Annotated in this window: 11 protein-coding genes and 1 pseudogene; 5 read left to right on the top strand and 7 right to left on the bottom strand. The window is 65.9% G+C overall.

Going from position 1 to position 14,417, the window contains the following annotated elements; translation table 11 throughout:
* Nucleotides 1-8: 8 nt before the first annotated feature.
* Complete coding sequence (gene casA / locus EF387_RS38690) at nt 9-1,604, bottom strand: type I-E CRISPR-associated protein Cse1/CasA (protein WP_128381288.1); 1,596 nt, start codon at nt 1,602-1,604, stop codon at nt 9-11.
* 208 nt (nt 1,605-1,812) lie between these two features.
* Entirely contained in the window at nt 1,813-4,719 is a 2,907-nt protein-coding gene (gene cas3 / locus EF387_RS38685) for a CRISPR-associated helicase Cas3' (protein WP_238431941.1), read from the bottom strand.
* 1,365 nt (nt 4,720-6,084) lie between these two features.
* Between cas3 and EF387_RS38680 the strand changes: the two genes are divergently transcribed.
* The 5 genes from EF387_RS38680 (at nt 6,085) to EF387_RS38660 (ending at nt 9,649) form a co-directional block, all read left to right on the top strand.
* Nucleotides 6,085-6,591, top strand: a complete 507-nt coding sequence (locus EF387_RS38680; protein ID WP_238431938.1) for a hypothetical protein — start codon at nt 6,085-6,087, stop codon at nt 6,589-6,591.
* Nucleotides 6,592-7,365, top strand: a complete 774-nt coding sequence (locus EF387_RS38675; protein WP_128381287.1) for a hypothetical protein — start codon at nt 6,592-6,594, stop codon at nt 7,363-7,365.
* 342 nt (nt 7,366-7,707) lie between these two features.
* On the top strand, nt 7,708-8,064 hold the full coding sequence (locus EF387_RS38670) for a hypothetical protein (protein ID WP_128381286.1): 357 nt from the start codon (nt 7,708-7,710) through the stop codon (nt 8,062-8,064).
* 64 nt (nt 8,065-8,128) lie between these two features.
* Nucleotides 8,129-9,247: a hypothetical protein gene (locus EF387_RS38665; protein ID WP_128381285.1), complete on the top strand. Its 1,119-nt coding sequence runs from the start codon at nt 8,129-8,131 to the stop codon at nt 9,245-9,247.
* Nucleotides 9,248-9,430: 183 nt separating this feature from the next.
* Entirely contained in the window at nt 9,431-9,649 is a 219-nt protein-coding gene (locus EF387_RS38660) for a hypothetical protein (protein ID WP_128381284.1), read from the top strand.
* Nucleotides 9,650-10,362: 713 nt separating this feature from the next.
* Here the strand turns inward: EF387_RS38660 and EF387_RS38655 are convergent.
* From EF387_RS38655 to EF387_RS38635, 5 genes and pseudogenes are all read right to left on the bottom strand, one after another.
* A pseudogene (locus EF387_RS38655) lies at nt 10,363-11,135 on the bottom strand (IS5 family transposase).
* 501 nt (nt 11,136-11,636) lie between these two features.
* Entirely contained in the window at nt 11,637-12,857 is a 1,221-nt protein-coding gene (locus EF387_RS38650) for a retropepsin-like aspartic protease (protein ID WP_238431937.1), read from the bottom strand.
* A 65-nt stretch (nt 12,858-12,922) separates the two neighbouring features.
* A complete protein-coding gene (locus tag EF387_RS38645; RefSeq protein ID WP_128381282.1) occupies nt 12,923-13,510 on the bottom strand; it encodes an ArsR/SmtB family transcription factor in 588 nt (195 codons plus the stop codon).
* A 369-nt stretch (nt 13,511-13,879) separates the two neighbouring features.
* Nucleotides 13,880-14,176, bottom strand: coding sequence for a hypothetical protein (locus EF387_RS38640; protein ID WP_128381281.1), 297 nt, complete (start codon nt 14,174-14,176; stop codon nt 13,880-13,882).
* 7 nt (nt 14,177-14,183) lie between these two features.
* Complete coding sequence (locus tag EF387_RS38635) at nt 14,184-14,417, bottom strand: hypothetical protein (protein ID WP_128381280.1); 234 nt, start codon at nt 14,415-14,417, stop codon at nt 14,184-14,186.

The raw sequence follows: 14,417 nt of genomic DNA, 5'->3' as shown, positions 1-14,417 counted from the left end.
CCGACGGTTCAGGCGGCATCGGCAGTGCTGCGCAGCAGGCCGCGGACTACTGCGCGGGCGCGGGAGCGCGCACGGGCGACCCTGATGTCGGCCCGGTTGACCCGGCCGATGGCCTCGTCCAGCGCGGCCAGCGCTGTATCGACCATCGCGGGCAGCGCCGGGGTGTCGCACAGTTCCGGCTTCGCCAGCCGCCAGAACTCGGCCTCCGCCCTCGGCCAGAAGTGCCGCATGGCAGCCCCCGCCCACGGCCCGGGCTTCTTTGCATCGATCTTCGGCCTTTTCTCACCGGCGGCGTTGACGTCCGTCGCCAGCTTCCAGGCAAGCTTGGCCGCGTACTCCAGCCGGTCTCCGGCCGCCTCGGCGGCCTGGTGGCAGCGGGCCACATGCCGCGCCATCACCGGGTCCGCCTCCTCCTGCCACTGCAAGAGGGGCGGCGTGGTGGCCTCGAACCAGGTCCGGTCGACCACCTGGCTGCGCTCCTGGTCGAACCCGTACGCGCGCACCGCCAGCCGCGAACGCCATGACACCGGCAGGCTGTTCAGGATCAAGGGCCGCTGCGACCGAGGATCGCTGTCCTGCAGCAGCAGAGCGTCCAGGTCCCGCCACAACGCCCGGTGGCCGTCCGCGTCGCGGGGCGCGTACTCGCCGTCACGCCGGCGGTCGAGAATGACGTACGGGTCGCGTGCCCGCTGGGCCGGTGCGTGCGTCGCCCACGTGATGTACGCGTCGACGACTTTCGTCCGGTCCTCCGACGGCGCCAGTAGCACCGCGTGCCTGAACCGTCCGGTCAGCAGCCCAGTCGGCCACGTGAGCGACGGCAGCGGTCCGAGCGGGTCCGGCAGCTCCGCCGCCTCCCACGGCGCTACATCCTGCGGATCGGCCTCCGCCCCGCTGCCGGGCACCGCAACCGCCAGCACCAAACTGGCGAACAGGTTCGGCCCCCATGGGAAGTACGACACCAGCCCGCGCATCGGGGACGCTTCGACCGTTCCCGTCTTCTCTCTGGTGATCTGGCGTGGCGTGCACTTCCCACCGGGCCCGTTGTACAGCTGGGCCAGGAGGTACCAGGCGGCCTCGGCCGCCGGCACAGCAACCGGGTCGGTGTCGGTGAAGTGCCCGAAGAGCACGGCACCGTTCACCCCGGTGGGACGCCCGATCACGAGCTTGTTCACGCCCGAGCTGACGGGCTGTCCCTTCGAGTCGCGGCACTCGCCGGCCAGGCGCGGGTCCTGGAGGAACGGCCGGATGGGATCGAACAGGTCGAAACGTCCCGGCGGCACCTCATCGTCGAAGTAGGTGTCCACCGCGGCCGGGTCGAATCTGCCCCCGGCCAGCACACCATTGCGTGCGTCCAGCCAGTCACTGATCTCCTCCACCAGGTCTTCGTCGTCGAGACGCATCCCCTTGCTGCCCCTGGCGATCCGTGCGCTCATCACGGCCAGGACACGCATCAGCCCCGCGGCCGCCGGCGGCACCGGCAGCTCCAAGTCCACAGCCTCGTGCGCCCGGTGGAACAGCTCCCGCAGTCCACACCGGGCCGATTCACCGCTCTCCCACTTCACCGGGATCCACGGCTCGTCACGCAGGTCGAACCCGTCGGCCATCGCGCCCCCTTCACTGGCTTACCACTCGCCGCACGCAGGCACGACGAGACCCCCTCTTCGCACACCTCGACGCGCGCGAAGACGTGGGCACAGTGAAGCAGGCACCACTGACAACGCGCCCGAAAACGACATTTCTGCAGTGCAGTTGCCTGGTGCAGTGAGCTCCTGGGAGCAACCGTCGTCTGGTCAGCGCTTCGGCCTGGGTCCGTCACGCACGGATCAGGCCCAGTTCCGCATCCAGGTGTATGTGCTTCCCGCCGACGGCCACCGGCTGTACCCCGCCAGCGATCACCGGCTGCCGGACCATCACCAGATCACCGAGCATCGGATGCTCCGCCCACTCCTGAGGAACGCGGTGGGCGTCCCGCTCTCCCCTAAACCAGTCCGCGGTCACCGGGATCGTCCGCGCCATCACCGTCTTCACATCCGCCCGGGTCAGCGGCTCTTCGATGCCGGGCAGCGGCTGCTTCCCATCCGCGTCGAGCGTGACGACACCGTCCGCGTGCCCGTACACGCACAGCAGACGCACCGCATCCGAACCCAGACGTGTCGATGCCTCCCACTCGTCCTGCGCACCCTCCAGATGGTGCAGCCCATCCAGGCCAGCCACACTGCGCGCCCGTGGAATCACCAGCAGACCGCCCACGCTGCGGTCCGCCAACTCCTTCCCCTTGTACGCCGTGTAAGCAACCGACTGGGCCGGATCGTCCCAGCAGAACTCCTCCGCCTGGTGTCCGTGAACCTCCTCCACCAGTCCCTGCACATCGCCCGGGACCGAGACCGGCTTGTCCCCGCGTTGCACCAACACCTCGGACGTCGCCCGCAGGAGGAACTCCGCATACACCTCGCCCCACTGGTAGGGCACGCCACGGCCAGCGGCCAGCGGATCCAGCACGACCAGCCGCGGCCTGTCCGCCCACCCCGGCCGGGCCCGCAGCCGCTCATGCTCCGACCACCATGCCTCGTGCCGCCAGCAGCGCCCCGCCCGCTGCAGCAGCAGCGCAAGCGGAGCCAGGTCGCTGATCACAACGTCCGCGTCCAGATCCAGCGACTGCTCCACCACCTGCGTCGCCACCACGATCCGCCGCAGCGGCCGCGGACCGGAACGCCCCAGCCCCTCGGTGACCTTCTTCGTACGCTCCTCACGCTCGTCCCCCGGAATCCTGGCGTGCAGCAACTGCACCTCCCCCGCCCTACACCCACGGGCTGCGGCGAGCGCCTTGACATGCTTGTACGTGTCCTGCGCCTCGGCCACCGTGTTACACACCACCAAGGCGCAACCGCCGGCGTTGCCCATCACCGGAGTGAGGAGCCGTTCGATCACGGCGAGCCGGTTCAGCTCCCCTCCTGCCTTCCCGTGCACAACCGGCTCCACCTGAACCGCCAGATGCAGACTGCGGGCCGCGGCCTGCTCCACCTGCCGTTCCGGAGATATCTGGGTGCACTCGCCGTCAGCCCCGTCCACGTAAAGCCACCCCGGGTACGGGGCAACGAAAGTAAGCTTCTTCAGCCGGCTTACCGGCATGGCCTTGGTGCCCCGCAGGTATTCCTTGATCAGGCGATCGCTGACAGAAGTAGGCAGCGTGGCGGACAGCAGCACGACCGGAACCCCGTACCAGCCGAGCCAGTTCAGCAACCGGCCCAAAAGGACCTGCATGTACGGGTCGTAGGCATGCGCCTCGTCCACGATGAAGGTCTTGTTGGACAGCGCCAGCAGCCGCAGCGCGTTGTGCCGCACCGGCAGCACCGACATCAGCGCCTGGTCCACCGTGCCGACCGCGAACTGCGCCAGCAGAGCCCTCTTGGCGCCCCGGAGCCAGCGGCGTGGCCTCATATCGACCTCACGCCCCGTCGCTGCACCAGCGTCGTCTTCCTCCGCCTCGCCAGTGAGAACCCGCAGGTCATCGCGTCCGTCCTCGGCGTACGCACTGTTCAGCCATGCCATGCTGTGCGTCAGCGTCAACCCGGCATCCTGTCCGGCCTGACGTGCGACGACGCCGGACACCCGCAGGTACATCTGGTCGCTGGTTGCCATCGTCGGCAGCAGGAACGCGAACCCGCGCGTACCGAAACACTCCGCAAGAACACGCTCGGCCTCCAGGGCCGTCTCACTCTTGCCATCCCCCGGCGCCGCCGTCACCAGCAAGATTCCGCCCTTGCGACAACCGCGCCTGCCACCGTTCCGCCCTCTGGCCACCAGAAAGGCCGGCAGTTCTTCCGCCACTGACCGCTGCAGCGGGTTCGGCTTCCCGACGATGCCGTACGCCTCGGCGAAGTCCTTGCGCTCCAACTCCACCGGCAGCAGCCCCGCCTCGCGCACCAGCGCTTCAGCGTCGGCATACGACCGCGCAAAATGATCAGACAGCGACTGTTCCAGCTCGGCCTGCCGAGCCCGCAGGTAATGCTCCTGACTGACCAGCCAGTCAGCCAGGACCACCAGCCCGGTAATGAGAACCGCTGCGGCGCCTTCGATCTCCTCCGGCGGTGCCGGCTCCCCCAACAACTCGAACACTGCTCTGGCATGAGCCGCGCGCTGTTCCGCCCAGGCCGCACCGCCGAGCAGATCCGCATTATCCGGATGCCAGTGCACGTGCTGATGGAACACGCCGTGATGGCCCCCGATGATCTCCGCTACCCGGTGGATCGCAGCCTTCGGCGAATCGCCGCCCCGCGGAAAGCCCAATACGTCAAGCACCGCAGATGATGCGGCATGCATCCCCGCCACGTCATGCGGTAGCCGCTCCACACCGATGCGCCCCATGTCACCGAGCAACTCGCGGCTCAGCCTCTGACGCCCATGCGCACTGCACAGCTGGAAGCCGGTCAATTTGCCGATGTCGTGCAGCCCCGCACACAACGCTGCCAGTTCCCGCGCACGTGCCAAGTCCTGCTGGCAACCCAACCCGGCAGCGACTGCATGCCACTGATTCTGTGAGAGATATCGGTCCCAGAGGAACAGGGTCATGGCTGCCGTATCCAGCAGATGGCGGATCAGGGGGTAGGGCGGATGCGACGGGTCCAGCCCTCGTGACTTCCCCCAGACCGACTCATCAGGTTGGGCTTTAGACCGACGCAAAGTAGACCCCCATCCGTCTTGGTGGAGAGACAACCACACGGCACTGACATCCGCGGCCGCTAGAGTCTCGCGCACGAGATCCGCGACAGTGTGGGTGGTCCCATGCAGTCAGTAATGGAAGCGCGAAGCCCTCGCTGCGTTCCAGGTCAGAAAGGTCGTCCCCGCTAGTGTGGGGGTGTTCTGACGGTGAGCCGTGCGCTGGGTGTGCTCAGGTCTGTCTGGCTCCGCGCATGATCGCCTGGACAAGTCCGAGTGGTGTCTTCGACGTGGCCCGAGCTGCGGCCCTGAAAGTCGTAGGCCCGCAACCGGGGCGGGCTACGATGTCGGCCGTTTGTCCGCCGGGCGGCCACTTCGTTCGGTGGCCAGGGTCTCCTCGGCGGGCTGGAGGGCCCATGAGATCATCGGCTCGTCAGGGCTGGTGCGCTCGCTGCCGGTCTCGGCGGCTGGCTGACGTTTGATCAACTTGGTGTAGCGGCGCCTCCGGGGCCGAGAGCCGCGGTGTTCGCGCCGAGAGCCACCAGCGCACGCATGGTCACGCCGCTGCTCACCGGACTGGCTTTGCGATGCTTCGGGCTTGGCGCATCCCCCTTCTCGTCGTCCCCGTCTTCCTGGTTGGTGGCCGGGGCGATGGCCACCAACCTCAGGTGGTTGCCCCGGGCTCTGTGCGGGCGGCGCGTCACGTGCGAAGTGGTGCTCATCCGGCGGTCCTTGCTGTCAGGGCGGAAGGGCGGGTGGGGCCTTAAGCCGAGGTGCCGTAGACGTCGGCGACGGTAAGGCCGGGGCGGAACGCGATGATGACCTCGGCGTTGCCGGGGCGAGCGGCTAGTCGTGATGTCTTCGCGCGCTGTCGAGGACGGCGGCGTGGCCGAAGTTGCCGTCTTGGCGAGGGCCGGGTGACAGAAGCGGCCGTCCTTCGATTCGCCGGGATGGTGACGATCCAGTCCGCCAGCCGTTCGCCGAGCCGGTCTGTAATCTGTCCCCGGTACGCAGGACGGTGCACACCAGTTCTGACCAGCGACGAGGCGGGCAGCATGCTCAAATAGCGCCCAGCGGAGAGGGGGGAGGCGGGCGCGGGTGAGCTGAGCACGGAGGATCGGGCTCCGTACACGGCCCAGGAATCGCTCATGGTCGCTGGTCTCTCCTCAGTGTGCCTTTTCAGGAAGCGCGCAAGAGCCGATGAGGGCCAGCCACCCCCTGGAAGGCAGGTCCATAGGCCACCACGGACCCATGACCCGGAAGCGGAATGTGCTTACCCTGCGCTCCAATTGTGATCCTGCCTTTCGCAACCGAGCGTGTCAACTAAAGTACACAAGGGCGAGATCGAAGAGAGCGAGACTGGTACGTGGTTGTGTGTAGGCATCGGCGAGACGGCTCTCCGGCCATGACCGGCGAGCCCGGTGCGCGGTGAGCTCTGACCGTCCGTCGCTGGCAGTCAAGCTCAAGGCGCTCATGACCAGCCGACGGGATGCCAACGGCCGGGCGTACTCGAGCCGTTCGCTTTCGTCTGCCGTGGAGGCGCTGCCGGGCGAGCACGCGTCGGTGTCTTACGCTGCCGTTAACAATCTTGCGAACGGCAAGCAGGACAACCCGACCATCGCGACGATCATGGTCCTGTGCGAGGCTCTGGGGGGCGTGCCGCCGGCACACCTGCTTCCGCACGAGAGTTACGACGACCTCGATGCGCTGGAGGCATTCGAGGATCCGTCTGTACGCCGTGTCCTGGCTTTGTTGAACGGGCTGCCCCGGAGTGAGTTGCTGGGTGTCATTGCAGATTTGGAGCGCCGACGAGGCGAACTCGGTTTGGCACCGGTATCGGGCAGCGCGGCCGGTGAGAAGCCGGGTCGACGTCAACGACGGCGCAGTAAAGACGAGGCCGCCGAGTATGCGGCTGATGCACTGGAAGGGCTCTAATTGGACGGCAAATTAGACGGCATAGTCTTCGGGACGTGCACTCTGGCCGGCCTGCTGGTCACCGTTCTCTGCACACGAAGGGCCGTCGGCAACCCGCGGGTGTCAACGTGGTCCATCGCCGCCGCCTTCGGTATCTGCACCCTGGGCGTCTTCTTTGCCGTCCCCGTGGTCGCTCAGGCGGCGGAGGACGCCACTGGTGTCGCCAACATCGGCAAATTGGTGGCCCATATCTGTGCGATTCTGTGGTGCGCTGCACTTCAGATCGCGATGGTGGACTTGGCCTACCGTCCCGAGTACGTGCGAGCTGCCATGTACCAGCGGGCTTTCGTGGCCACGGCGGTGCTGGCGACCATGGTGCCGCTCTTCCTCGCGACGAACGAACCGGGCATCGAGTTCACAACCGCGTACGTTGACAACACGTCGGTGGCCGCATACCTGCTGATCTACCTGTCGTACGTCTTGGTTACCTGTGGTGAGCTGGCCTTCATGTGCGGAAGGACCGCGCGAGGCAATTGGGGCGTTCGGCCCTGGAGCGGCGCTGGCTTTGCCCTGTCCTCGATTGCCGCGACGCTGGGCGTGGCGTACACGGTGTCCAAGGGCTCATACATCATCTTGTACATGCTGGACGACCCGTGGCCTCTGGATGTCGAAGAGGTTGTGAGCCCTTCGTTAAGTGGCCTGGCTGTGCTGTTCCTCTTCCTGGGCTTGACGCTCCCCATGGTGGGCGCGCTCCGTGAGCGGCTTTGCCAGCGGAGGGAAACAGTCGGTAGCTAACCTCGATCTTGCATGAGGGTCCGCCAGCTTGCTGGCGGACCCTCATGCAAGATCGAGGTCGGTGACTTGTCACCGTGGCAGTATCCGGCGTTGATGAAGCTGCCCATAGACTCGTCGAGAATAGCAACCCTCCAAAGTTGACACCTCGGCACACCAGGTGTTACCTGGGAAGAGGTTTCGTGCGCTGCTTATGCATCTATATCGCAGGCGGGACGCTGGGCGGCCTCGTTCAATCGAAAACCACCGCCGCTTCCCCTTTCTTGCGGGAAGCGCACAAGGCCCCGGGCGTGACAGCGGGCATGTTGATTTCTGAGCGTTCTCATGGGCGTGGGTGCATAATCAATGTCTGACATGGATTTCGACAGTGACGCTCTCGGACTCGATGACGTTGAAAGCGGCATTGACGAGGCTCTTGGGGCAGATGTCGTCGAGGGGAGCGACTCCGTTGACGACAGCGCGGAGGCGCCTGTAGCTGATCCATTGGAGCCTCCCGACCCAATGACGCCGGGCGACGCCCCCCCACCTCACTTTTCCGGCACAGATGTCGAGTTCCCCGACGGGACGACTGTGACTGATCCTCACCAGGACGCACTCGGCTACGTCTACAAGGACACCGAGAGTTGGATAGCAGGCGAGGACAAACACGAGCTTGCCGATGATTCGAGCGACAGCGGGACGACACGGACAACGGAGAGTTGAGTCAGCACTGCGGGCAACGTGTCGGGCATCAGGGGCCACCCTCGGCACGTGATCGGAGACGGCGATGCACGAATGGATGGACGCTCTGAGATTCGAGGTCGAGGCCCAGGCAGTGCGCGCGTCAGGGACCCCGATCGGGGCTGCCATCAGCAGCAAGCGCAAGCAGGTGGACGCCGCCTTGGCCAAGGCGCTGAAGCGTACGGGAGAGACCGCAGCGGGTAGCAGGACGAGCGATGCCGCGCGCAAGACCATGCGCCGCATCGGTGACCTTCCGTTGCTGTCCCTCACAGCCGAGGCAGCCTGCAAGCGCAATTGCGTCGATCTCTGCGCAGCCGACGTACGCGAACACGCAAAAGAGCCCATCTGTCTCGTCCAGCTAGCTGAGGCTTTGGAGTCAGCCCGCCGTGACCGGGAGAGCGTTCGCTATGCGCGAGCTCTATTCGACCCGACTTCGTGGCTCGTGGGAATGGGTATGCGCACCGCCTCAACTCTGGGCGGTCGTGCCACGCTCCTCGACAAGCTCGTGCGTCGTGTCCATCAACTCGCCCGCCAGCAGCACCCCAGCTTTGACAACCTTCATGCGCTGGCCCGAATGTACCGCCTCGCGGGCAAGCCAGGTCTTGCCATCACATACGCAGGCTGGGCAGTGCGGGTCGCGCGTACGCAACGTGAATCCCTGCCTCGTGAAGAGCCCCTAGGTCGCCGACTGGCCGGGGCCTGGCGCCGCGGGGGGTTGAAACAGGCTTTCAGCACAGCCGGCGAGATGATAGGTGATGGTATCGACAGCCTTGAGGCCGGCTGGACGGGCGACATCGACTTGCTTGACCCACGTCTGAAGACAATCAAACAAGAAGGGGCGGCGTGGACAACCGCAGCCTGGGCCTACCGTGACCTTGGCGACATGGAAAGCGCCTGCACCATCGCTGACTTGGCGATAAACATGGGCTACAGCTGCGGCTACGAGGTCAAGGCTGCAGCCTTGGACCTTACTCAAGCGGGGTGGCTGGGCAAACGCATGCAAATGCGCCAGCAGTTGCTGACCCAGTCCTCTCGGATAGACCGAGCCTATTACAGGGGGCATTGGCGTGGAGATCTGAGAGCCAGCGGTACCATCATCGCCGGCCAAACCGAGAAAGTGGCGCGGATCTTCGAGCGCCCTGAATCCCGCCCTGCACGCGAATGATCATTCGCCACGCGGCCAAGCAGCCTTGGGGTGCGGCTGCGCTACATGCACCGGTTGAAATCCACCTGTGGAGGGTGAAGCCTGAGAGAGTGGTAGAACGATAGGCAAGTATTTCCCTGGGATGGTTGTTGAGATTGGACTCGTAGTCCACTCGACTGCTTCACTGGAAGGGAGTAATCTGCGGTGAGCACTGACGGCACAGAAAAGACATGGGAAGACAGCAACTACACTTACAACGAAGCGGACGTGTGGCAGAGCGCTGACGGTCAAAAAGCATACGCGAACGCAGCCGACTACAACGCAGATAAGCCAATAACTGACGCGCAGGGGTACACGGATCCCGACTACACGGAGACCACAGACGATGAATTCGACGTCGACTCCGATTTGGACGGTCTCTGATCCCGCGTCTTCGACGTACACGGTCTTGCTCCCCGCCCCCTGCGGATGACCCTCGATACGACGAACCTCGATGGCTCCACGACGAGCACCGTCTACGAGCGTGCTCTCGCGCGGCTGATTCAGCACACGAGGTCGACCACTTTGAGGGGAAGTCGTACTCGGGCCGGAAGCGGTCCGGCGTCGCCCCGATCCCCGTGGATGAGCACCGGCAGACTGGGCAGGCCCGGCCTACGAGGAGTCCTGCCGCCCTCATGACGCCAGTCCGCCCTAGGCAGTGTCTTCAATTGATCACGGCTGGTGGATCATGGTGTCGTGATACGTCGCCATGGAAACCTGTCACAAACACGCATATCGATGGGAGCGTTTTACGTAGGTCTTTCAGACTGGTTGCCCCTGGCGAGCCCGGGACCTGCGCAGTCACACTTGGGGTGGAACGAACAGTCGCTGAGCGGGGGCGAAGATGACCTACGAAGTCGGAAGCAACATCACGAGGTGGTGTTCGCATTGCAAGAGGGCAACGTCTCAGCGAGTTGCGAGCTTTGCCGATGCTCTGGCCAATGACGGATTGCTGAAATCGGGTCCGCAGCAGCTTCTTGGGCGCCTGGTGGGCGGCATGGGCGATGCTGTTGGGCTTCGCCATGTCACAGATCAGCACTTCCAGTGCAACGAGTGCTCTGAGTGGAACTGAGGGGCCCAGGAGTTGTCGTCAATCGTCACGCCCACATCAGCAGGGATGCCAGGGTGACGGCGGCTTGGTAGGACTGGGCGGTCTTGTCGTAGCGGGTTGCGATGCCGCGCCATTGCTTGAGCCGGTTGAAGCAGCGTTCCACGACGTTGCGGTGTTTGTACGCCTGGCGGTCGAAGACCGGTGGCCGTCCGCCGTGGCTGCCGCGCCGGAGCCGGTTGCGTGCCTGGTCCGCCCGTTCGGGGATGGTGTGCGGGATGTTGCGGCGGCGGAGCCAGGTGCGGATCGCCTTCGAGCTGTAGCCCTTGTCACCCAGAAGGTGGGCGGGCCGGGTCCGGGGCCGTCCGGGTCCGGACCGGGGCACACGGATCGTTTCCATCACGGCGGTGAACTGGGTGCAGTCGTTGGTGTTCCCGCCCGTGAGGACGAAGCCGAGCGGGCGCCCCAGCCCGTCGCAGGCCAGGTGGATTTTGCTGGTCAGGCCGCCTCGAGACCGGCCGAGGGCGGGGTCGCGGAGCCCCCTTTTCGTGCCCCGACCGCGTGTTGGTGGGCTCTGACGATGGTGGAGTCGACGGACACCAGCCAGTCGATGTTGCCTGCCGCACCTGCTCGGGCCTGGGCAGCACGGAGCATCCGGTCGAACGTGCCGTTCGCCGCCCACCTGCGGAAACGTGTATGCAGGGTGGCCCAGGGCCCGTACCGCTCGGGCACGTCCCGCCAGGCCGTCCCGGTGCGGAACTTCCACACGATCCCGTTCAGGACCCGGCGGTCATTCAGTCGTTTGCGCCCCCGCAACGCCACAGGCAGCAGCGGGCGGACGAACTCCCACTCGGCGTCCGACAGTTCATGGCGACCTATCACGACACCATGATCCACCAGCCGTGATCAATTGAAGACACTGCCTAGGCGCGGAGAGCACCCCAACTTGGTTGTGACGGCAGGGCGATGCAGCCTTCGGAGCAGAACCAGAAGCTGGAGGCCAGAGCCCAAAGGGTTACAGAAGCGGCGAAGTTGGTGCTCGTCCAGTCCCGCGAGGCCCTTTCCGGCCTGGAAGGTCTCCTCCACCCGCTATCTCGATCCGGCGACGCGGACCAGCGTGGAGATCATTAGCCTTCGCACGCCGATAATCAGCGGTGGCCGCACCCGTCTCCCAGCCGCGCTCTGCCCGCAGGAACGAGGCCGAGCGCACCATCAACGCGCTCGGGGGCTTCTGCCGTGGCCACCGAATATGAAACGGGGCGTACGTCTTTCACGGTGCGGTCATCCCGGCAGTGATCCGGCTATGGTTCCGCGAAATCCCGGTCACGGCTGGTCTTCTGTGAACAGGTACTCCCTACTTTCGAAGTCGATCGTCCAGGTGAAGTGGCTGAGGTACCCCCATGAGATCAGCGCGTCCACGCGGATCCCGCCCCAGTGGCCGAACTCACGCCAGACGCGATCCGTTACGGGGTAAGCGGTCATTCCCTCTCTCGATGCCGTGCCGATCGCAAGCGTGCCAGAGAGCTCGGCGAACCGGCCGGTCTGCGGCCTGGCCACTCCCCACCGGGCGAGAGTGCGCCGTGGGACGAGCATCGCCACCTGTCCCTGATCGGGAGTGAGTGCCACCAGGCCCGAGTCGACGAACAGGTTGACGCCACTGATCTCGTCGATGCGACCGCGGGCAATCATCAGATGATCGCTCCACAGGCCGAACGGTGTCACGTGCTGTGCCGCACCGAGGCGGGCCAGATGCCGGGCACGGGCGATGCTGTCGCCACGGCGGGACAGTACGAGACGCCGATTCGGCGCGTCGACCGTCGTCAGGAAGCGCTCCAGAATGTTGGTGCCGATGATCGGCCCGAGCGGGACGTCGAAGGCCGCGGCCGGTGGAAGTCCCTTGTCATGCACGGCCACGGGCACATTGCGCAGACGGATCGTCCCGATTTTCAGATCGGCCAGTCCGTAGCTGAGCCGGTGCCGGCCGAGCGCCGCGAACTCCCGTGCCGAGGCAATCGTGTCGATCCCGTGAGCGGCCGCAAGCTCCCGCGAAATGTGCACGAATGACCCACCCGTGTCGAGGCGGAGTACGGTCGCTCGGTCATTGAGGTGCCCGACGAAACCGGGCATGAACGGCGTGAGCGGGTCGTCGGTGAAGGGGACGTCGACGACACCGTCGATGTCGATTCCGAGGGGCCGCTCAACGGCCAGGTGCAGGCGTGCTCCGATCGCGCCGAGTCGTGCAAGACCCCGTTGTTCCGCGAACGCCACGGCGCCCGCGATGTCTCCTCGGTGGATGTGATCACACAGGATCGGTTCATTCAGTTCATCGAGGCGTTGGTAACCAGGGGCGATCATCTGATGTGTATTGATGGCGCTGTCGTAGTTGCCGAGCACGGACTCGGCGAGAACGAGCACGTGCCGCGCTTCGTCCACGGTATGCCCCGTAACGAGCAGGTTCGCCGCGAGCTCGCGGGCGAGCGGGAAATCCCCGGCCCGCCAGGCGTCCCAGGCCGGCTGCGCGACGCGGGTGGGTCGGGCACGCATGCCGACTCGGCGTGTCACCGCCCGTCCTGCCCGCGCCAGTGCCTCGGTTCCTCGTGACACCTGCATCACCCCCTGTTGCCCTTCGGTGGTGGCAGCCGAATCTCCTGCCGCCCGTCGGCCGTGACGTCCTCCCCGGGGTAGACGGCGAGGACGAGTTGATAGGGCCGACCGTCCTCCTGGTCGGCCGCCGAGAAGCGTTCACCGAGCCGGACCAACTCGTCAGCGAACGCGCTCGCGTCGCTGGGAGTGATACGAACGCCGAGTGTCAGGGCCACGATGGGGTCACTGGACTTGTCGGGCAGTCGCGCCAGCGCGGCCGACAACTCACTGCGGGCGAAGGTCAGCGCGATCTTGTGTGGTGCGGTCAGGTCGGTCGGTGCGGGCGCGACCGTGAAACGCTCGGCTGACGCCGCGTAGTACTTTTCCAGGTTCCGGCCTGTGTCCCGCTTCTCGACGAGTGCCACCAGGCCGGCACTTTCCAGTATCCGGATGTGCCGGGTGAGGTTGGCCGGGTGGACGCCGAGCCTTCTGGCGACCTGCGTTGCCGTGGCGGCACCGTCGCGCAGGGCATCGAGGATCGCCATGCGCGTCCGGTGCAAGTACGCCGCGATCTCGGCCTCGGTAGTGAGAACTCGAGTCGTCTTACTAGACATACAGCTAACGTTAGCACCAGTTCTAACGATGCTGGCTTTCCCGCCCCGGCTCACCGCTGGGGGCTGGGAGAGTGGTCGGCGGGTTCCTGCAGACGCCAGTCAAGGCGGCTTCGGTGGGCGATGAAGCCAGAGACGTGCCGGTCTGTACCGTGCAGGCCGCCAGTGCCAGCACGTACACCAGGTCATGGCATACGCCGCGTGGCTTGCGGGGATTGGGATACTTGTTCCAACCGGCCCAGCAAAGGGGCCCGGCACGTCGGCCGGTCGCCTCGCTTCTGCCGAGGGCGCTCCGCGTCATTGCCGGTCGCCAACATAAAAGAGGGGGCGCGGTCTCCCACCCCGGTCAGGGATGAGAGGCCGCGCCCCTTGTCAGCGTTTCGCGATCTCGTTGAGGGTCGTCGTGTGCTCGGCGAGGTGGGCGTCGAACCGTTCTGCCAGCTCACGCAGTTCCCGAGCGTTGTCCTCGACCTTCTGTGTGGTGTCGTCGACCTTCTGTTCTGTGCGGTGCACCGTGTCCTTGATTGAGCCGCCCCCATTGGGGACCAGCTCCACCACGGCCGCGGCGATCTGCACGATGAGCCGGTTGAAGCGCCACGCCCCGCGGGCCAGTGCTCCGAGCGCCAGCATCGCGCCTGCACCGCCGCCAAGGTAGATGAGCAAGTTCATTCGCCGCTCACACGCTTCTGGCGAGCGACGCCGGATCCTTACTCGCGGGCAGGGTGGATGCCGTGCCCTTCCGGCCGAGGCGTCCAGCCACCCACGACTTCGCCGCCGCGGCGACGAGCGCGGTCGGCGCAGCCCACCACACCGGCAGCTCGCCGAGCTCGACGACTGCCAGGCCGAGGGCGGCCTGGACGCCGGTCCACCCCGCACGCTCGGCGAGGTCCAAGAGAAGCTTGCTGGTCAT

It is taken from the genome of Streptomyces cavernae (genome assembly GCF_004023625.1).
Lineage (GTDB): Bacteria > Actinomycetota > Actinomycetes > Streptomycetales > Streptomycetaceae > Streptomyces > Streptomyces cavernae.
The sequence above is the reverse complement of the archived record's forward strand: the minus strand, read 5'-3'. Positions and strand labels throughout refer to the sequence as shown.